Genomic DNA, 23,053 nt, shown 5'->3' with positions numbered 1-23,053 from the left:
CACCCGTCAGATCCGAAGCGATCTCGACAAACGTGCCCAGTACGTGTCCGAAATGCCCGTCGTGATGTTGCTTCTCTCCAGCAACGGGCCGACGCACCCGGCGGTGGCCACCGACGAGAGGTAGTCGCGATGACACCCATCACCATCCCCGAAGAGTGGGACGACAACGGCATCATCTTGTTTGAGGAGTTCTGCCACTTCATCCGCACCCGACCCCGAACGGTGCGGGACTGGAGACGACGTGGCGTGGGGCCACGCTGGTGGCGCTTCAACGGCACCGGCCGGCTCTACACCACCGTCGCCGAACTGCGACGCTTCTTCCGAGCTGGTGAGTGACATGGCCACCACCACGTCGATCGAGGAGCCCAGCGAGCCCCGGTGGCTGACCCTGGCCGCCGCAGCACGACGCGTGGACGTGTCAGTCAAGACCATCCGACGCCGCATCGCCACCGGCGAACTGCCCGCCTACACCTGCGGCAAGACCCGAAGGCCAAACCTGCGGGTCAAGCCCGAAGATGTCGACGCCCTCATGCGACCAATCCCCAGTGCGCGGTCGTGACCGCGATGACCAGTGTCGCGCAGGAGTAGCGGGTCTGACCGAGCAACCGAGGTCGGCCGCGCCGGCCTGCCCCAACGGTTGGTCTTTTCGACGAACGCTTGAAAGCTAGTTGCACGTATGTTGCACGACGGCCCGGCTTCCACGCGGAAAACCGGGCCTGACCTGCGAAAACGTTGGTGGGCGATACTGGGTTTGAACCAGTGACCTCTTCCGTGTCAAGGAAGCGCGCTACCGCTGCGCCAATCGCCCCGGATTGAGTTGTGGGAGGGTGTCCCGTCTCGAGGTGGGTACGGGATTCGAACCCGTGTAGACGGATTTGCAGTCCGTTGCCTCGCCTCTCGGCCAACCCACCATGGATTGCAGGCCGGCCGTGACACCGACCGTTGGTCGGCCAGTGGTTCTGACCTCTCCGAGCGGACGACGAGGCTCGAACTCGCGACCTCAACCTTGGCAAGGTTGCGCTCTACCAACTGAGCTACGTCCGCTTGCGATCTCCCGTTCGTGCTGACCGGGCGATGCGTGAAGGAACACTAGCCCAGCGTCGCGGGCCGTACAAAACCGGGGGGTCCTGCGTGTCGGAGGAGGGGTTCGGGACTCGCTACGGTGAGGCCGTGCGCGCATGGATCAACGGCCGAGTCCTGTCCGACCCCACCGCTCCCGCGGTGCCCGTCACCGACCACGGGGTGACCGTCGGCGACGCGGTCTTCGAGGCCGTCAAGGTGGTCAACGGGCAACCGTTCGCGCTCGCCGCGCACCTCCAGCGCCTCGAACGCTCCGCCGAAGGCCTGGGCCTGCCGCGGATAGACATCGCCGCCATCCGGCAGGGCGTCGCGGAACTGCTCGAGGGCTACGTCCTGCCGCTCGGGCGCATCCGCATCACCGTCACCGGCGGCGACGCACCGCTCGGGTCCGGTCGCGGCGATGCCGACCTCACCTCGATCGTCGTCGTCGCCCCCATGGCGCCGCATCCGGAGAGCACGGCCGTCGTCACCGCTCCGTGGCCGCGCAACGAGCACGGCGCCCTCGCCGGGCTCAAGACCACGTCGTACGCCGAGAACGTGATGGCGCTCGACCGTGCCAGCCGCCACGACGCCTCGGAGGCGATCTTCGCCAACGTCGCGGGCAACCTGTGCGAGGGCACCGGCACCAACGTCTTCTACGCCGTCGACGGCGAGCTGCGTACGCCGACACTCGCCAGCGGGTGCCTGCCCGGCATCACGCGTGCCCTGGTCCTGGACTGGTGCGGCGCACGTGAGGTCGACGAGCCGATCGCGGTGGCGCGGGAGGCCGACGAGGTCTTCCTCGTCTCCACGACCAGGGACGTCCAGCCGGTGCACCGGTGGGACGACCGGGAGTGGAGCGTCCCCGGTCCGCTCACCGAGCAGGCGATGGCGACGTGGCGTCGCCACGAGCCCCAGCTACTCGGCTGAGGTCACCACGCTGACCTCGACGCCGTCACGGATCCGGTAGGGGTTGGTCGCCACCAGCGCGCCCAGCGTGCGCCGCATCCGGGAGATCTCCGCCCGCACCGACACCTCGTGGTCGCCGTCACCGAACAGGCTGCGGCTGAGGTCGGCCGCCGTCGCGCCACTCGGTCCGACTGCCACGAGCAGGGTCAGGATGTCGGCGTGCCGCGGCGTCAGCGTCCGCACCCACGGCTCCTCGCCGTGGTGGATCACCAGCGTCGCCTGTCCGGCGCCCCGCTCCAGTCGCGCCGTCAGCTGCTGGGGCGCACTCGGACGGATCAGCCACCCGCCGTGGAGGCGCTCGGGCACGCAGAGGCCGAGTCCGGGCACTGCGACGGTCCGCTCGGCCTGCGGCGCCTCGATGCGGTCGCGTCCACTCACGCCGTGCTCCGCGGCGACCCAGCCGTGGTCGTCGACGACCAGCAACGGACCGTTCGCCCCGCCGAGCAGGGGAGCGGCGGCGCGACGCAGGTCGTCGAGCCGCTCCTCGTGGCGCCGCCAGAGCTGAGCCTCGGCGAGCCGGACGGCCGTGGTCACCAGCGCCCGCACCGTCGGGTGCAGGCTGAGCGCGGGGCCGCTGACGTCGACCACGCCCAGCAGGCTGCCGTCGGCCGGGTCGTGCACCGGTGCCGCAGTGCAGTACCAGGGGTGCTGCGCGGACTCGAAGTGCTCGGCGGAGAACAGCTGCACCGGAGCCGCCTCGGCCAGGGCGGTGCCGATCGCGTTGGTGCCGACCGTGCCCTCGGTCCAGGTCGCCCCCTCGGCGAACCCCAGCCGGTCGGCGTGACGGCGTACGGCGGCCGAGCCGTCGCGCCACAGCACCACGCCGTCGGCGTCGGTCACCACGACGAGGTAGCGCGAGGCGTCGGCGGCACTGGCCAGCACCAGTCGCAATTCCTCGATGACCAGCGACAGGCGCGAGCGTCGCCGCCGCGCCTCGAGCTCGGCGGGCGTCAACGGGTTGCGGTCGTTGCGCGCCGAAGGGTCCAGCCCGAGGTCGAGCATCCGCGACCACGAGCGGGCGACCAGGGCGCGTGGCTGCTGCGGGGGCGTGGCCCCGGTCAGTACGGCGTCGTGGATGCGCACCAGATCACGGGCCAACGCCGCCAGGTCCGGCGAGGTGGCCATGCCCCGGAGTGTAGGCGAGCCAGTGTGACGTCGGCCACGTTGCAATCCGCTGCAACCCTTGGGGCGGTCGCTCGCGCGGAGTGTGCTGGGGGTCACACCCGACCGAGAGGACGACCCCCGATGACCCAGACCCAAGAGCGGCCACGCACCGCCACCGACCCGGCCGCCGACTGGCTGGCCTCCTTCGAGAACGCCTGCGCCGCCGGCGACGTCGACGCTGCCGCCGGTCTCTTCGCCACCACCAGCTTCTGGCGCGACCTCATCGCGTTCTCGTGGAACCTCACCACCGTCGAGGACCGTGCCGGCGTGGCCGACCTCCTCGGATCCACCCTCACTCGGGTACAGCCCCACGGGTTCACCCTGACCGAGCCCTCGGAGGAGGCCGACGGCGTACGCACCGCGTGGTTCGAGTTCGAGACCTCCGTCGGTCGCGGCCGCGGCCTGGTGCGCCTGGTCGAGGAGGACGGCCCCCGGGCCTGGACGTTCCTCACCACGCTGCACGAGCTCAAGGGCCACGAGGAGCCACTCGGGCACCGCCGCCCCATGGGGGCCGAGCACGGCGTCAACCCCGACCGGGCGAGCTGGCTCGAGCGCCGCGAGGCCGAGGACGTCGCCTGGGGCAAGGACGCCCAGCCCTACGTGCTGGTGGTCGGCGGGGGACAGGGCGGCATCGCGCTCGGCGCCCGGCTGCGCCAGCTCGGGGTGCCCTCGCTGGTGATCGACAAGCACCCGCGACCGGGCGACCAGTGGCGCAACCGGTACAAGTCGCTGTGCCTGCACGACCCCGTCTGGTACGACCACCTGCCCTACCTGAAGTTCCCGGAGAACTGGCCCGTCTTCGCACCCAAGGACAAGATCGGGGACTGGCTGGAGTTCTACACCCGGGTCATGGAGGTGCCCTACTGGACCAGCACCGAGGCCCACTCGGCGTCCTATGACGAGGCGACCGAGTCCTGGACCGTCGAGGTGGTCCGCGATGGTGAGCCCGTCACGCTGCGGCCGACCCAGTTGGTGATGGCGACCGGCATGTCGGGCAAGCCGAACGTGCCGTCCTTCCCCGGGCAGGAGGTCTTCGCCGGTGAGCAGCAGCACTCCAGCCAGCACCCCGGCCCTGATGCGTACGCCGGCAAGCGGGTCGTGGTCGTCGGCAGCAACAACTCCGCCTTCGACATCTGCGGCGCGCTGTACGAGCACGGCGCGGACGTGACCATGGTGCAGCGGTCCTCGACCCACATCGTCAAGAGCGACACGTTGATGGACATCGGTCTCGGCGACCTCTACTCCGAGCGCGCCCTCGCCGCCGGCGTGACGACGGAGAAGGCCGACCTGATCTTCGCCTCGCTGCCGTACCGGATCATGCACACCTTCCAGATCCCGCTCTATGACCAGATGCGGGAACGGGACAAGGAGTTCTACGACCGGTTGGAGGCCGCCGGCTTCGACCTCGACTGGGGCGACGACGGCTCCGGGCTGTTCATGAAGTACCTCCGCCGCGGCTCGGGCTACTACATCGACGTCGGCGCCGCCGAGCTCGTCGCGGACGGCTCGGTGGCGCTCGCCAAGGGCCAGGTCGACCACCTCACCGAGGACGCCGTGGTGCTCGGCGACGGGACGACGCTGCCGGCCGACCTGGTGGTCTACGCCACCGGCTACGGGTCGATGAACGGCTGGGCGGCTGACCTGATCAGCCAGGAGGTCGCCGACAAGGTCGGGAAGTGCTGGGGCCTGGGGTCCGACACCACCAAGGACCCCGGCCCGTGGGAGGGCGAGCAGCGCAACATGTGGAAGCCGACCCAGCAGGACAACCTCTGGTTCCACGGCGGGAACCTGCACCAGTCGCGGCACTACTCGCTCTACCTGGCGCTGCAACTCAAGGCCCGCCACGTCGGCATCGACACCCCCGTCCACGGCCGGCAGGAGGTCCACCACCTGTCCTGACCCGGGTCCGGGCCGGATGTGATTCCCCGCCTGCCCGTGCGCTAGAGTCTGCCCCGCTGATCACGAGGGCGTTTGGCGCAGTGGTAGCGCGCTTCGTTCACACCGAAGAGGTCACTGGTTCGAACCCAGTAACGCCCACCCGCGAGCACTGAGGCCGGTCCGGAAATGGACCGGCCTCAGTTGTTTGTGGACCGATAGCATCGACCCACCCGAGCCCAAGGAGCATCACCCGTGTCCGAGATCAAGGTCACCGTCCTGTCCGCCGACGCACGTCGGGACACCACGGTGACCACGGGCACGAAGGCGTGGGAGCTCTTCACCGACGACACCGACGTCATCGCGGCGCGGGTCTCGGCGGGTGCGGGCGACGGCGTACTGCGCGACCTCGCCCACGAGCTGGCCGACGGCGACGTCGTCGAGGGTGTCGCGATCGACAGCCCCGACGGCCACGACATCCTGCGCCACTCCTGCGCCCACGTCATGGCACAGGCCGTGCAGGACCTGTTCCCCGACGCCAAGCTCGGGATCGGTCCGCCGGTCACCGACGGCTTCTACTACGACTTCGACGTCGCCGAGCCCTTCACGCCCGAGGACCTCGACAAGATCGAGTCCCGGATGCGCAAGATCATCAAGGCCAACCAGCGCTTCTCGCGCCGGGTCACCACCGACGCCGACGCGCGGGCCGAGCTCACCGAGGAGCCCTACAAGCTCGAGCTCATCGGCCTCAAGGGGGCCTCGACGGGCTCGACCGACGGGGAAGGCGCGACCAGCGAGATCGACGCGGTCGACGGTGCCTCGGCCGAGGTCGGCTCCGGCGAGCTGACGATCTACGACAACATCGACCGCAACGGCGAGGCGGCGTGGTCCGACCTGTGCCGCGGGCCCCACCTGCCCACCACCAAGCGCATCCCTGCCTTCAAGCTCATGCGGTCGGCGGCGGCGTACTGGCGCGGCGACGAGAAGAACAAGCAGCTCCAGCGCATCTACGGCACCGCCTGGGAGTCCAAGGACGCGTTGGCGGCGTACCTCCACCGCCTCGAGGAGGCCGAGAAGCGCGACCACCGTCGCCTCGGCCGCGAGCTGGACCTGTTCAGCTTCCCCGACGAGGTCGGTTCGGGACTCGCGGTCTTCCACCCCAAGGGCGGCGTACTGCGCAAGGAGATGGAGGACTACTCCCGGCGGCGCCACGAGGAGGAGGGGTACGAGTTCGTCTACACCCCCCACATCACCAAGGGCGAGTTGTTCGCGACGTCTGGCCACCTGGACTGGTACGCCGACGGCATGTACCCCGCGATGCACCTCGACGAGACGCGGGACGAGGACGGAGCACTGGTCAAGCCGGGCCAGGACTACTACCTCAAGCCGATGAACTGCCCCTACCACTGCCTGATCTTCCGCTCCCGCGGACGCTCCTACCGCGAGCTGCCGCTGCGGATGTTCGAGTTCGGCAGCGTCTACCGCTACGAGAAGTCCGGCGTGGTGCACGGCCTCACCCGGGTCCGGGGGATGACGCAGGACGACGCGCACCTCTACGTCACCCGCGACCAGATGCACGAGGAGCTCTCCCGCACGCTCTCCTTCGTCCTCGGGCTGCTGCAGGACTACGGGCTGGAGGACTTCTACCTCGAGCTGTCGACCAAGAACCCCGAGAAGTACGTCGGTGAGGACGAGGTGTGGGACGAGGCCACCCGGACCCTCGAGGACGTCGCGCGCTCCTCGGGCCTCGAGCTCGTGCCCGATCCCGGGGGAGCGGCGTTCTACGGACCCAAGATCTCGGTGCAGGCGCGCGACGCGATCGGGCGGACCTGGCAGATGTCGACCATCCAGCTCGACTTCAACCTGCCCGAGCGATTCGAGCTCGAGTACACCGCGGCCGACGGCTCGCGCCAGCGCCCGGTGATGATCCACCGCGCGCTGTTCGGCTCCATCGAGCGGTTCCTCGGCGTGCTCACCGAGCACTACGCCGGCGCCTTCCCGCCGTGGCTCGCGCCCGTCCAGGTCACCGGCATCCCGATCGCCGAGCGCCACAACGACTACCTCGCCGAGGTCGCCGCCCGGCTGCGCGCGCAGGGGATCCGCATCGAGCTGGACGACTCCGACGACCGGATGCAGAAGAAGATCCGCAACGCCCAGCTGGCCAAGGTCCCGTTCATGCTGATCGCCGGCGACGACGACCAGGAGTCCGGCGCGGTCTCGTTCCGCTACCGCGACGGCCACCAGGACAACGGCGTGCCGATCGACGAGGCCATCGAGCGGGTCGTCGACGCCGTGCGCTCGCGTGTGCAGGTCTGAGATGCGCCTCCGGGTGACGGCGGTGCTCGCCACGCTCCTCGTGCTGGCCGGGTGCGGCCCGGCCGCGACGGAGGAGGGCACCGTGCCGGCCACGCCGGAGGAGACCAGCGAGGCCGCGCCTCTGCCCTCCGCGGCGCCGTCGGGCAGCCCGCGGGCCGAGGCCGATGCCCGGGCCAGCGACCTCGCCGGACTCGCCGAAGAGCTCGCGGGCGACCAGCCCACCGACCAGTCGGTGGCGCCGCGCAACGGGCCGGTGCTCGGTGCGGACATCAGCTGGCCGCAGTGCCCGAAGGGGATGGGGATCGAGCAGCGCCCCACCTTGGGGATGCCGATGCCGGTCCCGGAGGCGGAGTACGTCGTCATCGGCCTGACCAACGGCCCCGGCTTCACGCCGAACCCGTGCCTGGCCGACCAGGTCGACTGGGTCGCCGAGCGCGGACTGCTCGTGTCGGCGTACTCGGTGCTGAGTTATCCCACGGACCAGCAGCTCGCCGAGTACGGCGCGACCGGGCCGCACGACAGTGACGACCGGCTCGGCCGGCTGCGCAACGTTGGTCACCAGCAGGCGGCGTACAACCTCGCCACGATGCAGCGCGCGGGCCTGCAGACGCCGATCGTGTGGCTCGACGTCGAGCCGGTGCGTGACTGGGAGTGGAGCGCGGACAAGGTCGCCAACGCCGCCGTCGTCGAGGGTGCCGCGCGCGCCTACCGCGAGGAGGGCTACGAGATCGGCGTCTACTCCACGCCCTACATGTGGGACGAGATCGTCGGCGGCTTCGAGCTGGGCGTGCCGGAGTGGCGCGCCGCCGGCCAGACGTCGCGCGCGGAGGCCGCGAGCCGGTGTGGCGAGGACTGGTCGATCCAGGGTGGACGCGCCGTCTTCGGCCAGTGGGTCGCCGACCGCCGCGACCACAACATCACCTGCCCGGGCATCGCGGCCGACCTCGGGCGCTGGTTCCACGCCAACTGAGCCGGTCGGGCCCACCGGACGGCGCGGCGAGCGCCGCCGGATAGGTTGGCCGGCGTAGGCCAGCAGAAGGAGGCACCATGGCGGCGAGCCGCAACAAGCGCGTCGACGGACGCCAGTTGCGCTGGCAGCAGCACAACGAGGAGCGCCGCCAGGTCATCCTCGACGCGGCCGTGGCGGTGCTGGGCCGGCACGCGCCGGGCGAGGACATCCACGTGCAGGAGATCGCCGACGAGGCGGGGCTCAGCCGCACCGTCGTCTACCGGCACTTCGAGGACCGCGGTGACCTCGACCTCGCCGTCCAGCGCGACATCTGTCGCCGTGCGACCGAGGTGCTCATCCCCGCGCTGGAGCTGCGGGGGACCCCCTTCGACATCATCCGGCGGATCCTGGACGCCTACGTCGGCTGGGCACTGCACAACCCGGCGCTCACTCGGTTCGCCGAGCGCGACCTGCCCGGCAACCACGAGAAGCCGATGGACGAGGAGATCCTGCGGATCGCGGGCCACATCGACGAGCTGATGGTCTCGGTGGTGTCCCTGCTGGGCACCGAGCTCAGCCCGCACGAGCGCAGTGCGCTGGTGCCGTGGATGTTCGGCGTCGTCGGCGGCTGCTTCCAGTCCGTGCGCTACTGGAGCGGACGCGGCGAGCTGCGGCCGCCGCCGGCTGAGTTCGTGGACATGATGACCGAGACGATCTGGTACCAGATCGACGGTCTCGCCCGTGCCCGCGACATCGTGCTGCCCGACGGGCCGGTCGAACAGCTGCTCGCGGGCCTGGAGCCCGAGGATGACTGACCCCGACGGACTCGAGCGGCTCTGGACGCCCTACCGGATGAGCTACATCCGCGGCGAGGAGACCAGCGACGACCCGGACCTGCCGGCGTGCCCGTTCTGCCGCATCACGTCCGACCCGGCCACCTCCCGCGACGACGCGTTGGTCGTCGCGCGCGGCCGGACGACGTACGCCGTCCTCAACCTCTACCCCTACAACCCGGGTCACCTGATGGTGCTGCCCTACCGCCACGTCCCGGACCTCACGGACCTGGACGAGCAGGAGTCCGACGAGCTGACCGCGATGACCAAGCAGGCGCTGCGCGCCGTGCGCAGTGTCGCGCAGCCGCACGCGTTCAACGTCGGGCTCAACCTCGGCGGCCCGGCCGGTGGATCGCTCGCGGCGCACCTGCACCAGCACGTCGTACCCCGGTGGTCCGGTGACGCCAACTTCCTCACCGTCATCGGCGACACCAAGGTGCTGCCCCAGTTGCTCGGCGACACCCGGGACCTGCTCGCCGACGCCTGGGGCCGCTGAGCGAGGAGCCGCAGCGGGCGCGCAAGTGCGGCGGCGTATAGGGTCAGCGCGACATGTTGGACCGGTTCAAGGACTTCTGGCAGGGCGTCGTGCTGATGCCCTTCGTCCGTCTCTTCATCAAGCTCGGCATCAGCCCCGATGCGGTCACCCTCGTCGGCACCCTCGGTGTCGCGGCGGGCGCACTGGTCTTCTTCCCGCAGGGGGAGCTGCTCATCGGCGTCCTGGTCATCACTGCGTTCGTCTTCAGTGACCTCATCGACGGCAAGATGGCGCGTGAGACCGGCCGCAAGTCCACGTTCGGCGCTTTCTGGGACTCCACCCTCGACCGCATCGGCGACGGCGCCATCTTCGGTGGTCTGGCTCTCTACTTCGCCGGCCCCGGCGACGACTACCTCTACCTGTGCGTCACGCTGTGGTGCCTGGTCATGGGATCGGTGACGTCCTACGCCCGGGCGCGTGCGGAGTCGCTGCAGATGGACGCCAAGGGGGGCCTCGCCGAGCGGGCCGACCGGCTCGTGGCGATCCTGGTGATGACCGGCCTCGGTGCGATCTTCGGGCTGCCGATCCTGATGGAGGTCACACTGTGGGTGCTCGCGTTGGCCAGCACCTACACGGTGGTCTTCCGGGTGATGAAGGTGCGCCGGCAGGCGCTCGCCCTCGACGCCGCTCGTGCGGGCGGGACCGATGCGTGAGCAACGTCGTTGACGGCCTAGTGTTGGCAGCATGAACGAGTCGCACGAAGTGGGCACCACCCGCGTGAAGCGGGGCATGGCCGAGATGCTCAAGGGCGGCGTGATCATGGACGTGGTCACCCCCGAGCAGGCCAAGATCGCCGAGGACGCCGGAGCCGTGGCCGTGATGGCACTGGAGCGCGTCCCCGCGGACATCCGGGCCCAGGGCGGCGTGTCGCGCATGAGCGACCCCGACATGATCGACGGCATCGTCGAGGCCGTCTCGATCCCGGTGATGGCGAAGGCCCGCATCGGGCACTTCGCCGAGGCGCAGGTCCTGCAGAGCCTGGGCGTGGACTACATCGACGAGTCCGAGGTCCTCACGCCCGCCGACTACGCCAACCACATCGACAAGTGGGCCTTCACCGTCCCGTTCGTGTGCGGTGCGACCAACCTCGGTGAGGCGCTGCGCCGGATCACCGAGGGCGCGGCGATGATCCGCTCCAAGGGTGAGGCCGGCACCGGTGACGTCTCGAACGCCGTGACGCACATGCGTACCATCCGGGCCGAGATCCGCCGTCTCGGCGCGCTCGAGCCCGACGAGCTGTACGTCGCCGCGAAGGAGCTGCAGGCGCCGTACGAGCTCGTCGCCGAGGTGGCACGCAGCGGCAAGCTGCCCGTGGTCCTGTTCACCGCCGGCGGCATCGCGACCCCGGCCGACGCGGCGATGATGATGCAGCTCGGCGCCGAGGGCGTCTTCGTCGGGTCCGGCATCTTCAAGTCGGGCAACCCGCAGCAGCGCGCCGAGGCGATCGTGAAGGCGACGACCTTCCACGACGACCCCGACGTCGTGGCCAAGGTCAGCCGCGGCCTGGGTGAGGCGATGGTCGGGCTCAACGTCGACGAGATCCCCGAGCCGCACCGCTTGGCCGAGCGCGGCTGGTAGTCAGGAGTTCGTGCGGTTCCGCAGTTCGGGGCAGTCGAGCCGGTCCCGGTCCTCGGCGCTGAGTGCGTCGTGGTCCGCGACGAGTTCGGTGACCGTGCCCCGGAGGTCCAGGTAGGCGCGGAAGTCGTACGGCCCGGCGGCCCACCACAGTTGCGGTTCGCCGCCGTTGGCCACGGTGTACTCCCCGCTCGGCGTGCCCATTGCCTCGATCACCTCGCCGCGGTCCGCGCCGACCTCGAGGGAGCACCAGGCGTCCAGCCACCGCTCGGGCCCGGCCTCGCGCGGAGTGGTGGACTCGACATACCAGCTGCCGTAGCGGTTGACCATCCGCACGGTCTGGTCGGCCCCGGGGAAGTCGACGGCGAGCAGCGCGTCCTCGGCCGTCTCCTGGGTGACCTCGATCGACATTGGCTCGGTCTCCACGTCGGGCGACTCCCACAGCAGTGCGACGAAGTCCTCACACGGGTCGCCCTGCTGGGCACGGCCCTCGATGATCGCTCGCTGGCGCAGGTCGATGGTGAGCGCCGGCGCGTGCTGGTCGCAGGTGGCCATCGCGTTCTCGGTGGCGAGCCCCGCCAGCCAGGTCGTGTACGCCGTCACCACGGGGGAGGCGGGATCCGTGGTGGCGGGCAGGGTGGTCGGGGCGGACGGCTCCGCCGTGGGTTTGGACAGGCTCGCGAGACCGGACGGATCGGTCGCCGGGGCGTCCTCACCGCAGGCGCTGAGGAGCATGGTCAGGAGCAGCGCGAGGATCCCCGCCGGAACGTAGGGTCGAGTCATGGCTCGGATTCCTTCTGCTCGTAACTCCCGCACGCTGCGTGGCCTGCGCGAAGACCTGCGGATGGTGCGTGGCCTCCTCGGCGGCGGCGAACCGGCGGCGATCGACCCCGTCGATCCTACGAGTGATCCCGACGAGCTGGTCAGCCGCTACCTGGCCACCCATCCGGTGCGCAAGGTCCAGCTGGGTGCGGGCCTGACACAGCTCGACGGCTGGCTCGCGACCGACGTCAGTCCGCGGCGCGACGACGTACTCGCGGTCGACGCGACGCGTCTGCTGCCGTTCCCGGACGCCAGCATCGACTACATCGGCGCGGAGCACGTGATCGAGCACGTGCGCTACCGGGCCGGACAGCGCCTGCTGCGCCACTGCCTGCGCGCGCTGAGACCGGGCGGCGTCCTGCGCGTCGCGACGCCGGACCTGGCACGGCTCGTTGCGGCCTACCGCGGTGAGGAGGGCGAGGAGGGCCGACGGTTCGTCGAGCTGATGGGGCGGCGCTACCTCCGCGGCCGCGAGGACCCCGTCGGCGTGCTGAACCTCGCGATGCGCGCCTGGGGCCACCAGTACCTCTACGACGAGCCCGCCCTGCGCGCCCTGCTCACCGAGGCGGGCTTCACCGACCTCACCCGGTGCGCGTTCGGGGAGTCCGGCGACCCGGAGCTCCGCGACGTCGAACGTCACGGCGTCGAGACCGGCATCCCGCGGGAGGTCGTCCACTTCGAGACGATGGTGCTCGAGGCCACCAAGCCACGCTGACGGCCCGGGCCGGCGCCCGGATGACCGGTCGCACTACCCTCGGGCCGTGCCCCGGATCGGAGTCTTCGCCCTGCAGGGTGACGTGCGCGAGCACCTCGCCGCGCTGACGTCGCTCGGCGCCGACGCCTTCCCCGTACGTCGCCCCACCGAGTTGGCGCAGTGCGACGGACTGGTGCTGCCCGGCGGGGAGTCGACGACGATGATCAAGCTCGCGGCGACCTTCGACCTGCTCGAGCCCCTGCGGGAGCGGGTGCGCGACGGGATGGCGGCCTTCGGCACCTGCGCGGGGATGATCCTGCTCGCGGACCGGCTGCTCGACGCGGCCGAGGGGCAGCAGACGATCGGTGGCATCGACATGACGGTGCGGCGCAATGCCTTCGGCCGCCAGGTCGACTCCTTCGAGGGCGCGTTGGACGTCGTCGGTGTCGCGGGGCCCGTGCCCGGCGTCTTCATCCGCGCACCCTGGGCCGAGGAGGTCGGTCCGGGGGTCGAGGTGCTCGCGGAGGCCCGCGGTCACGCCGTCGCGGTCCGGCAGGGTCCGTTGCTCGCCACGGCCTTCCACCCCGAGGTCGACGGCGACGGCCGGCTGCACCGCCTGTTCCTTGACGGATTGGCCACGGCATAGAATCGACGTGCTGTCTGCCGAGAGAAGAGGGATTGATGTCAGGCCACTCCAAGTGGGCGACCACCAAGCACAAGAAGGCGGTCATCGACGCCCGGCGCGGCAAGTTGTTCGCCAAGCTGATCAAGGGCATCGAGATCGCGGCCCGGCAGGGCGGTCCTGACCCCGACGGCAACCCGACCCTCTACGACGCCATCCAGAAGGCGAAGAAGAGCTCGGTCCCCAACGACAACATCCAGCGCGCGGTCAAGCGCGGCGGCGGTCTCGAGGCCGGCGGCGCCGACTACGAGACGATCCAGTACGAGGCCTACGGCCCGCAGGGCGTCGCGTTCCTCATCGAGTGCCTGACCGACAACAAGAACCGGGCCGCCATGGAGGTCCGCACCACGACGACCCGCACGGGCGGCACGATGGCCGACCCCGGATCGGTGTCGCGGCTGTTCAACCGCAAGGGCGTCGTGATGGTGCCCAAGTCGCAGGAGCGCGACGGCGAGACCGTCCAGATCACCGAGGACGACCTGCTCGAGGCGACGCTGGAGGCGGGTGCCGACGACGTCAACGACTTCGGTGAGAGCTTCCAGGTGCTCTCCGAGGCGACCGACGTGGTCGAGGTGCGCACCGGCCTCCAGGCGGCCGGCATCGACTACGACTCCGCCGAGGTGCAGTTCGTGGCCGAGCTCGACATCCCCGTCGACTCCGACGCGGCGGAGAAGGTCTTCAAGCTCGTCGATGCGCTCGATGACCTCGACGACGTCCAGAACGTCTACACCAACGTCCAGGTCTCCGACGAGGTGATGGCCGAGCTCGGCTGAGCCGGCCGGTCCCGCCCCCGCGTGTCGGGCTGACCCGTGGGGGAGCGGCGCGCTAGCCTGCGAACACATGTTCGACAGGAGGTGGCCATGCGGGTGCTCGGCATCGACCCGGGGCTGACGCGGTGCGGCCTCGGCGTGGTCGACGGAGCGCTCGGCCGGCCCGTGACGATGGTCGACGTGGGCGTCGTACGCACGTCCTCCCACGTGCCCGTCCCGGAGCGACTGGTCACCATCGAGAAGGGCATCGACGCCTGGCTCGACGAGCACCGGCCCGACGCCGTGGCCGTCGAGCGGGTCTTCGCCCGGTCCGACTCCAGCACGGTGATGGGCACCGCGCAGGCGAGCGGCATCGCGATGGTGTGCGCCGCACGGCGGGGCCTCCCCGTCGCGCTGCACACCCCCAGCGAGGTCAAGGCAGCCGTCTCTGGCAACGGCCGGGCCGACAAGGCCCAGGTCGGTGCGATGGTCACGCGCATCCTGCGGCTGGAGAAGGCGCCGAAGCCGGCTGATGCCGCCGACGCGCTCGCACTGGCGATCACGCACCTGTGGCGCGGAGGCGCCCAGTCACGCATCGAGGACGCACTCGCGCGTTCGCGACAGGCTCGACCGGCAGCGACCGCCCGTCGGCCCTCGAGACCACCACGTACGACGGGAGCACGATGATCGCCCATGTCCGCGGCCGCGTGGCCGAGGTGACCCTGTCCAGCGCCGTCGTCGAGGTCGGCGGTGTCGGGCTCGAGGTGATGTGCACGCCCGGCACCCTCGCCGGCCTCCGCGCCGGAGGCGAGGCGACGGTGCCCACCAGCCTCGTGGTCCGGGAGGACTCACTGACGCTCTTCGGGTTCGCCGACGCCGACGAGCGGGACGTCTTCGAGCTGGTGCAGACCGCCTCCGGTGTCGGGCCGAAGCTCGCCCAGGCGATGCTGGCCGTCCTCGACCCGGACCAGCTCCGTACGGCGGTCGCCGGCGATGACACCAAGACGCTCACCAAGGTGCCCGGGATCGGCCAGAAGGGCGCCCAGCGCATCGTGCTGGAGCTCAAGGACCGCATCGGTGCGCCCGCCGGCGGTGGCACTGCGCCGGCGCCGTCCGCCCCGGCCGCGCCCTGGCGCGAGCAGGTGCACCAGGGCCTCGTCGGACTCGGGTGGCCGGCCAGGGACGCCGACCGTGCCGTGGACGCGGTGGCACCCGTGGCCGACCAGGGTGAGAGCGACGTCGCCACGCTGCTGCGCGCTGCCCTCCGTTCGCTGTCCAAGAGCTAGTCCTAGGGTCGGAGTCGATGCACGAGGACGAGCTGGCCGCCGCCGAGGAGGAGTACCTCGGCTCGTTGACGACTGCCGAGGCCGAGGGCGACGACCGCGCCGTCGAGGCGGCCCTGCGCCCGCGCACGCTGGACGAGGTGGTCGGCCAGGACCGGGTCTGCGACCAGCTCGGCCTGGTCCTCGAGGCCGCCCGCCAGCGGGGCCGCACCCCGGACCACGTGCTGCTGTCCGGGCCACCGGGCCTGGGCAAGACGACGCTGGCGATGATCATCGCCAGCGAGATGAGCGCGCCGCTGCGGGTGACCAGCGGCCCCGCCATCACCCACGCCGGCGACCTGGCCGCCATCCTGTCGGCCCTCAACGAGGGCGAGGTCCTCTTCGTCGACGAGATCCACCGCATGTCGCGGCCGGCGGAGGAGATGCTCTACCTGGCCATGGAGGACTTCCGTGTCGACGTGGTCATCGGCAAGGGCCCGGGCGCCACGGCGATCCCGATCGAGATCCCGCCGTTCACGCTCGTCGGTGCCACCACCCGGGCGGGGCTGCTCCCGAGCCCGCTGCGTGACCGGTTCGGATTCACCGCGCAGCTGGAGTTCTACGAGGCCGACGACCTCGACTTGATCGTGCGGCGGTCGGCCGGGCTGCTCGAGGTCGAGACGACGCCGGACGGCTCCCGCGAGATCGCCTCGCGCTCACGGGGGACGCCCCGGATCGCCAACCGACTGCTCCGGCGCGTCCGTGACTACGCCCAGGTGCGCTCCGACGGCGTCGTGAGCCAGCCCAACGCGGCGGCCGCCCTGGACCTCTACGAGGTCGACCCGCTCGGCCTGGACCGCCTCGACCGCTCCGTGCTCGATGCACTGTGCCGCCGCTTCGGCGGGGGACCGGTCGGCATCTCCACCCTTGCGGTCGCGGTCGGTGAGGAGCGGGAGACCGTGGAGGAGGTGGCCGAGCCGTTCCTGGTCCGCAACGGCTTCCTCGCGCGTACGCCGCGCGGTCGGATCGCCACCCCGGCGGCGTGGGAGCACCTCGGCGAGACCCCGCGGGAGGTATCCCCGGACGCCACGCTCTTCGACGACTGACACGGCACCTCCCGATGCGGTGTTCGTCACGGGCCCGTGGCTACACTGGCCCGTCGGCGCATCCCTGAGCCGTCGTGGGCGCGTGCGGTGCCCCAACGTCCCAACCCGCAGGAGAGGTCGCTTCGTGCAGGATTACGCGTGGCTGGTGTGGCTGGCCGCCATCGTGGTGGTGTTCTGGCTGCTCATCATCCGACCCAACCAGCAGCGCCAGAAGGCGGCAGCACAGTTGCAGGCCTCGCTGACGATCGGCGACCAGGTGATGCTCACCTCGGGCATCTACGCGACCGTCGCCGAACTGGGTGAGGACTTCGTGGTGGTGGAGGTCGCTCCCGGCACCTCGCTGAAGGTGGCTCGCGGTGCCGTCGGTGCCAAGCTCGACCCCGAGCCGTCCGGTGACGCCACGCCCGAGGAGGGCTGATGGCCTCGCGCAAGAGCTCCCCGGGGCGCACGCTCGCGATCTTCTTCATCGGCGTGGCCATCATCTTCGGCCTCGTCGCGCTGGCCGGTGACTGGAAGCCGCGTCTGGGGCTGGACCTGCAGGGCGGCACCCGCATCACGCTGACCGCCGCCGGCGAGCCGTCCGAGGAGAACCTCGAGGAGGCGCGCCGCATCCTCGACCAGCGCGTCAACGGCAGCGGCATCGTCGAGGCCGAAGTGGTCACCCAGGGCGACAAGTTCATCGTCGTCGAGGTCCCCGGCAGCGTCGACGACCGCGCCCAGCTCGAGGAGACCGTCAGTCGTACGGCGCAGCTGCGGTTCCGACTCGTGGCCTGCACCGACCGTGGTGACCAGTCGCTGTGCCAGTCCGGGCAGCAGCAGAGCCCGCTCGGCCTGAACCGCCCCGCCCCCGACTTCGACGCCGCCGCCGATCCGACCGGCGACCCGTCCGGCACCCCGAGCGAGGCGCCCTCGGACCAGCCGAGCGCACCGGACGAGCAGCCGACCGGCGGGCAGTCCGGTGGCGGCGGTCCGTGGGACCCCGACGCCGAGCGCACCGTTGACGACGAGCTCGCCTGGATGAAGCAGCCCGACCAGCGCTCGATCGAGCTCTACAACCGCTACGAGTGCAACGACGAGGGCACCCTCGTCGAGGCGCAGGGTGAGCGGCAGGGTGAGCCCGCCAACCTGGAGGACGAACCGGACCAGCCGCTCGTGGCCTGCCAGTTCGACGAGATCAACGGCGAGTCCGGCTCGTTCAAGTACCTCCTGTCGCGCTCGGTCATCGAGGGCACCGAACTCGACGACGCCTCCGCCGGCATCCCGCAGAACGACGTGCAGTGGGTGGTCAACCTCGAGCTCGGCAACGACGAGAGCAAGGCGCGTCCGGCCGACTCGCAGGGCGCCACGCAGGACTTCGAGGCGATCTCACGCGACCTGGTCGGTTCCGAGCGGCTCTTCGCCATCGTGCTGGACGGCAAGGTGCTCTCGGCCCCGACGATGCAGGCGGTCATCAGCAACGGCCGATCGCAGATCAGTGGTGACTTCACCGAGACCACTGCCAACGACCTCGCCAACAGCCTGAAGTTCGGTGCGCTGCCGATCTCGTTCCCGGAGAACCAGATCAGCACCGACGACATCGGCCCGACCCTGGCCGGTGACCAGCTCCAGACCGGCCTGCTGGCCGGCGGTGCGGGCCTGGCCCTGGTGATGCTGTTCTGCCTGTTCTACTACCGCGGTCTCGGCGCCGTGGTGGTGTCGTCGCTGTTCATCGGAGCGGGCATCACCTACGCGATGGTGCTGCTGCTCAGCGAGACGGCGGGCTTCACGCTCACGCTGCCGGGCATGGCCGGCTTCATCATCGCGGTGGGTGTGGTCGCCGACTCCTTCATCATCTACTTCGAGCGCATCCGTGACGAGATGCGTGAGGGCAAGTCGATGCGCGTCGCGGTCGAGACCGGATGGGCGCGTGCGCGCGTCACCCGGATCGCGGCCAACACCGTCCAGCTGCTCTCGGCGATCGTGCTCTACGTCTTCGCGACGGGAGCGGTCAAGGGCTTCGGCTTCGCGCTGGGCCTGAGCACGCTCATCGACCTCGCCGTGCTGTTCTGGTTCACCAAGCCGGCGATGTCCTACCTGGCGACGTACCGCTTCTTCAACGCCGGCACGAAGGCGTCCGGCCTGAGCAAGTCCTCGCTGGGCATCGACGCACCGGCCACGGCGCCGGCGGGAGGTAAGGCCTGATGGGCAAGATGTCGCGTGCCGGGTACGACCTCTACACCGGCGACCGGTCCTTCAACTTCGTCGGCAACCGTGCGCTCTGGTACGGCATCTCGTTGCTCGTCGTCGGGCTCGCGTTCGCCGCGGTGATCATCAAGCCGCTCAACTTCGGCGTCGAGTTCGTGGGCGGTGCCGAGTTCACCATCAGCCCGCCGGCGAGCGAGGTCACCCAGGCCAACGCCGACGCGTTGCGCGAGGAGGTGGCCGACTCGGGCATCGAGAACGCCGAGAACCCCTCCGTGACGACCGCCGGCACCGCCCTGGTGCTGCAGACCGAGGCGATGGACGCCGACCAGGAGGCCGCCGTCCGGGAGGTCATCACCGGCGAGTTCGAGGGCCTCACCCCGCAGGACGTGTCCCTGCAGGAGATCGGCCCGAGCTGGGGCCAGGAGGTCGCCAACCGCGCCCTGCTGGGCATCGCCATCTTCCTGACCCTCGTGGTGCTCTTCATCTGGGCCTACTTCAAGGAGTGGAAGATGTCGGTGGCGGCGCTCGCCGCGCTCTTCCACGACGTGGCGGTGACCATCGGCGTCTACGCAATCTCGGGCTTCCAGGTGACGCCGGCCGCGGTCACCGGCGTCCTCGCCATCCTCGGCTTCTCGCTCTACGACACCGTGGTCGTCTTCGACAAGGTGCGGGAGAACACCACCAAGCTCCGCAAGAACACCCAGTCCTACGCGGACGCGGCCAACCTGGCCGTCAACCAGACCGTGGTGCGCTCGATCAACACCTCGATCGTGGCGCTGCTCCCGATCGGCGGCATCCTGCTCGTGAGCGGGCTGTACCTCAGCACGAGCTCGCTGCAGGACCTGGCGCTCGCCCAGTTCGTCGGCATGGCGGCCGGTGTGTACTCCTCGGTCATGCTCGCCCCGCGCCTGCTGGTGCACATGAAGTCGGGCGAGGCAGAGGTCCGGGACCAGGAGCGTCGCGCCCGCGCCAAGGCCAAGGCCATCGCCGCCGACCCCTACCACTCGGTCCCGGCCTTCGCCGACGACATGGCCGTCGGTGACGGAGGGTCCGAGCTCTCCGATGACCAGGACGACGATGACTCCGCGCGCGAGCGGGAGCCGGCCCGCCGGTCCACGCCGCACCGTGAGGACGCCGTCGGCAAGGGCCGCGTGGTGCCGGAGAGCTCGCGGCCGGTCAGCGAGAGCACCAGCTCGGGCCGCCAGCAGCCCAAGCGTCAGCCGCGATCGCAGCGTCGCAAGTGAGCGGCGAGGTGGGTGCCGCGGCCACGGCCGCGGTCGAGCGACTGGTGCGCGACGTACCGGACTTCCCCGAGCCGGGGATCGTGTTCAAGGACATCACCCCGCTGCTGGCCGACTCGGCCGGTTTCGGTGCCGTGATCGACGGTCTCGCGCAGGCGGGGCGTGACGATTCCGGCGCACCGGTGGTGGACAAGGTCCTCGGCATGGAGGCCCGCGGGTTCATCTTCGCGGCACCGGTCGCCCTCGCGCTCGGGGTCGGCTTCGTCCCGGTGCGCAAGGTCGGCAAGCTCCCCGGGGAGACCCACGAGGTCTCCTACGAGCTGGAGTACGGCGAGGCCACGCTCGAGCTGCACCGCGACGGCATCGGCGACGGCGAACGGGTGCTGCTCGTCGACGACGTGCTCGCCACCGGCGGCACCGCCCGGGCGACCCACGACCTGGTCCGCCAGTGCGGCGGCACCCCGGTCGGCCTGGCCGTGCTGCTCGAGCTCGGGTTCCTCTCCGGTCGCGACGCGATCGGCGACCTCCCGCTGACCTCGCTCAGCGTCGTGTGAGGTCGACGGGCACGTACCTCGTCCGGTGGGGAGCAGCACTCCCTAGACTGGTCAGATGAGCGAGGAACGCACGACGCCCCCCGGGGGCGCCGAGCCCGCCTCGATGCAGCCGGCGCCCGCGGCCGGTGACGGCGGGCCGGGCCGGCGCGTCCGGGCGCGTCTCGCGCGCATGGGCCGTGGTCAGCCCTCGACGAACCCGGTGCTGGAACCGCTGTTCCGCGCCGTGCGGCAGAACCACCCCAAGGCCGACCTCGCGCTGCTGCAGCGCGCGTACCACACCGCCGAGCGCCTGCACGAGGACCAGATGCGCAAGAGCGGCGATCCCTACATCACCCACCCGCTCGCGGTCACCACGATCCTCGCCGGCATCGGCATGACCGAGCCCACCCTGGTCGCCGCGCTGCTCCACGACACGGTCGAGGACACGCCGTACACCCTGGAGGAGTGCCGTCGCGACTTCGGCGACGAGGTCGCCCGACTGGTCGACGGCGTCACCAAGCTCGACAAGGTGCAGTACGGCGACTCGGCCAACGCCGAGACGATCCGCAAGATGATCGTGGCGATGTCGCGCGACATCCGGGTCCTGGTCATCAAGCTCGCCGACCGGCTGCACAACATGCGCACGCTGCGGTTCGTGAAGCAGTCCACGCAGGAACGCAAGGCCCACGAGACGCTCGACATCTACGCGCCGCTGGCACATCGGCTGGGCATGAACACGATCAAGTGGGAGCTGGAGGACCTGGCGTTCGCGACGCTGCACCCCAAGCTGTACGACGAGATCGTGCGGATGGTCGCCGAGCAGGCCCCCTCGCGCGACCAGTTCCTCGCCGAGGTGATCAGCCAGGTCGAGGGCGACCTGCGCGAGGCGCGGATCAAGGCGACGGTGACGGGACGTCCGAAGCACTACTACTCGATCTACCAGAAGATGATCGTCGGAGGCCGGGAGTTCTCCGACATCTACGACCTGGTCGGCATCCGGATCCTCGTGGAGGAGGACCGCGACTGCTACGGCGTGCTCGGCGTGCTGCACTCGCGGTGGAACCCCGTGCTGGGGCGGTTCAAGGACTACGTCGCGATGCCGAAGTTCAACATGTACCAGTCGCTGCACACCACGGTGATCGGCCCGCAGGGCAAGCCGGTGGAGATGCAGATCCGCACCTTCGGGATGCACCGACGTGCGGAGTACGGCGTCGCCGCGCACTGGAAGTACAAGGAGGACGGCCGCGCCGGCAAGGACACCGAACGGCTCGGGGACATGGACGACATGTCCTGGGTGCGGCAGCTGCTGGACTGGCAGAGCGAGGTCGAGGACCCCGGCGAGTTCCTGGAGTCGCTGCGGTTCGAGATCAACCGGGCCGAGGTCTACGTCTTCACCCCGCGCGGCGACGTGATCGCCCTTCCCACGGGTGCCACGTCGGTGGACTTCGCCTACGCGGTCCACACCGAGGTCGGCCACCACACCATCGGCGCGCGCGTCAACGGTCGGCTCGTGCCGTTGGAGTCGAAGCTGGAGAACGGCGACGTCGTGGAGGTGTTCACCTCCAAGGCGGCCAACGCGGGGCCCTCCCGCGACTGGCTGGAGTTCGTGAAGTCCCAGCGGGCGCGGTCGAAGATCCGGCAGTGGTTCACCAAGGAGCGGCGCGAGGAGGCGATCGAGCGCGGCAAGGACGAGATCGCCAAGCAGATGCGCAAGGAGGGGCTGCCCTTCAAGCGACTGCTGAGTCACGACACCCTCACCCAGGTCGCCGAGCAGCTGCACACCAGCGACGTGAGCGCGCTCTACGCCGCCGTGGGCGAGAGCAACATCGGTGCCCAGACCGTCGTCCGCAAGGTCATCGAGCTGCACGGCGGCGACGAGGGCGCCCAGGAGGACCTCGCCGAGGCCGTCCGCATCGACACCCGCCGCGGCCGTGGCGGCATCGCGCCCGGCGGCGACGCCGGCGTCATCGTCAAGGACTCACCCGAGGTGTGGGTCAAGCTCGCCAAGTGCTGCACCCCGGTGCCCCCGGACCCGATCCTGGGCTTCGTCACCAAGGGCGGCGGGGTCTCGGTCCACCGCACCGACTGCACCAACGCCGCGAACCTCCTCCAGCAGCCCGAGAAGGTGCTCGAGGTCGAGTGGGCGCCGACCGGCCAGTCGACGTTCTTGGTCAACATCCAGGTCGAGGCACTCGACCGTGCCCGGCTGCTCTCCGACATCACCATGGTGCTCTCCGACGCCCACGTGAACATCATGTCCGCCCAGCTCACCACCTCCCGCGAGCGCGTCGCCAAGGCCCGCTTCACCTTCGAGATGGGCGACGCCAAGCACCTCGACACCGTCCTGAAGACGGTCCGCGGCGTACCCGGCGTCTTCGACGCGTACCGCGTCACCCAGTGAGGCAGGAGTGGGTCGGGGATCCCCGGTTGACCGGGGATCCCGCAACTTGCATGGGTTTGCAAGACCTCAGAAGTACCAGCAAACCCTGATCAGTGCCGCTCGCA

At 70.3% G+C, this 23,053-nt stretch carries 23 protein-coding genes and 4 tRNA genes; 22 read left to right on the top strand and 5 right to left on the bottom strand.

Annotation, left to right across the window (positions count from 1 at the left end; all coding sequences use genetic code 11):
• Positions 1 to 129: 129 nt before the first annotated feature.
• Both KUV85_RS06070 and KUV85_RS06065 read left to right on the top strand, forming a co-directional pair.
• Entirely contained in the window at positions 130 to 336 is a 207-nt protein-coding gene (locus KUV85_RS06070; protein WP_219962313.1) for a hypothetical protein, read from the top strand.
• Between the two features lies 1 nt (position 337).
• The gene (locus KUV85_RS06065; RefSeq protein ID WP_219962312.1) at positions 338 to 559 is read left to right on the top strand and encodes a helix-turn-helix domain-containing protein; all 222 of its coding nucleotides are present in this window, start codon (positions 338 to 340) and stop codon (positions 557 to 559) included.
• A gap of 174 nt (positions 560 to 733) precedes the next feature.
• Here KUV85_RS06065 and KUV85_RS06060 read toward each other — a convergent pair.
• The 3 genes from KUV85_RS06060 to KUV85_RS06050 all read right to left on the bottom strand — a co-directional run bounded on the left by KUV85_RS06060 (position 734) and on the right by KUV85_RS06050 (position 1,044).
• Positions 734 to 808, bottom strand: a tRNA-Val gene (locus KUV85_RS06060).
• Positions 809 to 840: 32 nt separating this feature from the next.
• Positions 841 to 911: transfer RNA gene (locus KUV85_RS06055), tRNA-Cys, on the bottom strand.
• A gap of 60 nt (positions 912 to 971) precedes the next feature.
• Positions 972 to 1,044 (bottom strand) — tRNA-Gly (locus KUV85_RS06050).
• 126 nt (positions 1,045 to 1,170) lie between these two features.
• Here KUV85_RS06050 and KUV85_RS06045 point away from each other — a divergent pair.
• Positions 1,171 to 1,989, top strand: a complete 819-nt coding sequence (locus KUV85_RS06045; RefSeq protein WP_219962311.1) for an aminotransferase class IV — start codon at positions 1,171 to 1,173, stop codon at positions 1,987 to 1,989.
• On the opposite strand, the gene KUV85_RS06040 is transcribed toward KUV85_RS06045, so the two are convergent.
• The gene (locus tag KUV85_RS06040; RefSeq protein WP_219962310.1) at positions 1,978 to 3,153 is read right to left on the bottom strand and encodes a GAF domain-containing protein; all 1,176 of its coding nucleotides are present in this window, start codon (positions 3,151 to 3,153) and stop codon (positions 1,978 to 1,980) included. The two genes, KUV85_RS06045 and KUV85_RS06040, sit on opposite strands and share 12 nt — an antisense overlap.
• 120 nt (positions 3,154 to 3,273) lie before the next feature.
• On the opposite strand from KUV85_RS06040, the gene KUV85_RS06035 reads away from it, so the two are divergent.
• The 8 genes from KUV85_RS06035 (at position 3,274) to pdxS (ending at position 11,278) form a co-directional block, all read left to right on the top strand.
• Complete coding sequence (locus KUV85_RS06035) at positions 3,274 to 5,091, top strand: flavin-containing monooxygenase (protein WP_219962309.1); 1,818 nt, start codon at positions 3,274 to 3,276, stop codon at positions 5,089 to 5,091.
• A 66-nt stretch (positions 5,092 to 5,157) separates the two neighbouring features.
• Positions 5,158 to 5,229: transfer RNA gene (locus KUV85_RS06030), tRNA-Val, on the top strand.
• 93 nt (positions 5,230 to 5,322) lie between these two features.
• Positions 5,323 to 7,383 carry a threonine--tRNA ligase gene (gene thrS / locus KUV85_RS06025; RefSeq protein WP_237690216.1) on the top strand — a complete coding sequence of 687 codons (2,061 nt, stop codon included), beginning with the start codon at positions 5,323 to 5,325 and terminating at the stop codon, positions 7,381 to 7,383.
• 1 nt (position 7,384) lies between these two features.
• Positions 7,385 to 8,353, top strand: coding sequence for a hypothetical protein (locus tag KUV85_RS06020; protein ID WP_219962308.1), 969 nt, complete (start codon positions 7,385 to 7,387; stop codon positions 8,351 to 8,353).
• 77 nt (positions 8,354 to 8,430) lie between these two features.
• Positions 8,431 to 9,147: a TetR/AcrR family transcriptional regulator gene (locus KUV85_RS06015; RefSeq protein ID WP_219962307.1), complete on the top strand. Its 717-nt coding sequence runs from the start codon at positions 8,431 to 8,433 to the stop codon at positions 9,145 to 9,147.
• Complete coding sequence (locus tag KUV85_RS06010; RefSeq protein ID WP_219962306.1) at positions 9,140 to 9,661, top strand: HIT family protein; 522 nt, start codon at positions 9,140 to 9,142, stop codon at positions 9,659 to 9,661. Before KUV85_RS06015 ends, KUV85_RS06010 begins: the two co-directional genes overlap by 8 nt.
• Before the next feature lie 53 nt (positions 9,662 to 9,714).
• The gene (pgsA, locus tag KUV85_RS06005) at positions 9,715 to 10,353 is read left to right on the top strand and encodes a phosphatidylinositol phosphate synthase (protein WP_219962305.1); all 639 of its coding nucleotides are present in this window, start codon (positions 9,715 to 9,717) and stop codon (positions 10,351 to 10,353) included.
• 31 nt (positions 10,354 to 10,384) lie between these two features.
• Positions 10,385 to 11,278, top strand: coding sequence for a pyridoxal 5'-phosphate synthase lyase subunit PdxS (pdxS, locus tag KUV85_RS06000; protein ID WP_219962304.1), 894 nt, complete (start codon positions 10,385 to 10,387; stop codon positions 11,276 to 11,278).
• Here the strand turns inward: pdxS and KUV85_RS05995 are convergent, their stop codons facing one another.
• On the bottom strand, positions 11,279 to 12,058 hold the full coding sequence (locus KUV85_RS05995; RefSeq protein ID WP_219962303.1) for a hypothetical protein: 780 nt from the start codon (positions 12,056 to 12,058) through the stop codon (positions 11,279 to 11,281).
• Between KUV85_RS05995 and KUV85_RS05990 the strand changes: the two genes are divergently transcribed.
• From KUV85_RS05990 to KUV85_RS05940, 11 genes are all read left to right on the top strand, one after another.
• Entirely contained in the window at positions 12,057 to 12,812 is a 756-nt protein-coding gene (locus KUV85_RS05990) for a class I SAM-dependent methyltransferase (RefSeq protein WP_219962302.1), read from the top strand. The genes KUV85_RS05995 and KUV85_RS05990 overlap by 2 nt on opposite strands.
• A gap of 46 nt (positions 12,813 to 12,858) precedes the next feature.
• Positions 12,859 to 13,437 (top strand): pyridoxal 5'-phosphate synthase glutaminase subunit PdxT, encoded by a 579-nt coding sequence (gene pdxT / locus KUV85_RS05985; protein WP_219962301.1) that lies wholly within the window; start codon positions 12,859 to 12,861, stop codon positions 13,435 to 13,437.
• Positions 13,438 to 13,472: 35 nt separating this feature from the next.
• Positions 13,473 to 14,246: a YebC/PmpR family DNA-binding transcriptional regulator gene (locus tag KUV85_RS05980; protein WP_219962300.1), complete on the top strand. Its 774-nt coding sequence runs from the start codon at positions 13,473 to 13,475 to the stop codon at positions 14,244 to 14,246.
• An 87-nt stretch (positions 14,247 to 14,333) separates the two neighbouring features.
• Positions 14,334 to 14,909: a crossover junction endodeoxyribonuclease RuvC gene (ruvC, locus tag KUV85_RS05975; RefSeq protein ID WP_219962299.1), complete on the top strand. Its 576-nt coding sequence runs from the start codon at positions 14,334 to 14,336 to the stop codon at positions 14,907 to 14,909.
• Positions 14,906 to 15,508 (top strand): Holliday junction branch migration protein RuvA, encoded by a 603-nt coding sequence (ruvA, locus tag KUV85_RS05970; protein WP_219962298.1) that lies wholly within the window; start codon positions 14,906 to 14,908, stop codon positions 15,506 to 15,508. The genes ruvC and ruvA overlap by 4 nt, the downstream gene beginning before the upstream one ends.
• 17 nt (positions 15,509 to 15,525) lie before the next feature.
• On the top strand, positions 15,526 to 16,590 hold the full coding sequence (gene ruvB / locus KUV85_RS05965) for a Holliday junction branch migration DNA helicase RuvB (RefSeq protein ID WP_219962297.1): 1,065 nt from the start codon (positions 15,526 to 15,528) through the stop codon (positions 16,588 to 16,590).
• A gap of 124 nt (positions 16,591 to 16,714) precedes the next feature.
• Complete coding sequence (gene yajC / locus KUV85_RS05960; RefSeq protein ID WP_219962296.1) at positions 16,715 to 17,008, top strand: preprotein translocase subunit YajC; 294 nt, start codon at positions 16,715 to 16,717, stop codon at positions 17,006 to 17,008.
• Positions 17,008 to 18,771 carry a protein translocase subunit SecD gene (gene secD / locus KUV85_RS05955; RefSeq protein ID WP_219962295.1) on the top strand — a complete coding sequence of 588 codons (1,764 nt, stop codon included), beginning with the start codon at positions 17,008 to 17,010 and terminating at the stop codon, positions 18,769 to 18,771. The genes yajC and secD overlap by 1 nt, the downstream gene beginning before the upstream one ends.
• Complete coding sequence (gene secF / locus KUV85_RS05950; protein ID WP_219962294.1) at positions 18,771 to 20,018, top strand: protein translocase subunit SecF; 1,248 nt, start codon at positions 18,771 to 18,773, stop codon at positions 20,016 to 20,018. Before secD ends, secF begins: the two co-directional genes overlap by 1 nt.
• Positions 20,015 to 20,569 carry an adenine phosphoribosyltransferase gene (locus KUV85_RS05945; RefSeq protein ID WP_237690215.1) on the top strand — a complete coding sequence of 185 codons (555 nt, stop codon included), beginning with the start codon at positions 20,015 to 20,017 and terminating at the stop codon, positions 20,567 to 20,569. The genes secF and KUV85_RS05945 overlap by 4 nt, the downstream gene beginning before the upstream one ends.
• 55 nt (positions 20,570 to 20,624) lie before the next feature.
• Positions 20,625 to 22,949, top strand: coding sequence for a RelA/SpoT family protein (locus KUV85_RS05940; RefSeq protein ID WP_219962293.1), 2,325 nt, complete (start codon positions 20,625 to 20,627; stop codon positions 22,947 to 22,949).
• Positions 22,950 to 23,053 lie beyond the last annotated feature (104 nt).

Source organism: Nocardioides panacisoli (genome assembly GCF_019448235.1).
Lineage (GTDB): Bacteria > Actinomycetota > Actinomycetes > Propionibacteriales > Nocardioidaceae > Nocardioides > Nocardioides panacisoli_A.
This window is presented reverse-complemented; position numbering and strand designations above follow the sequence as displayed.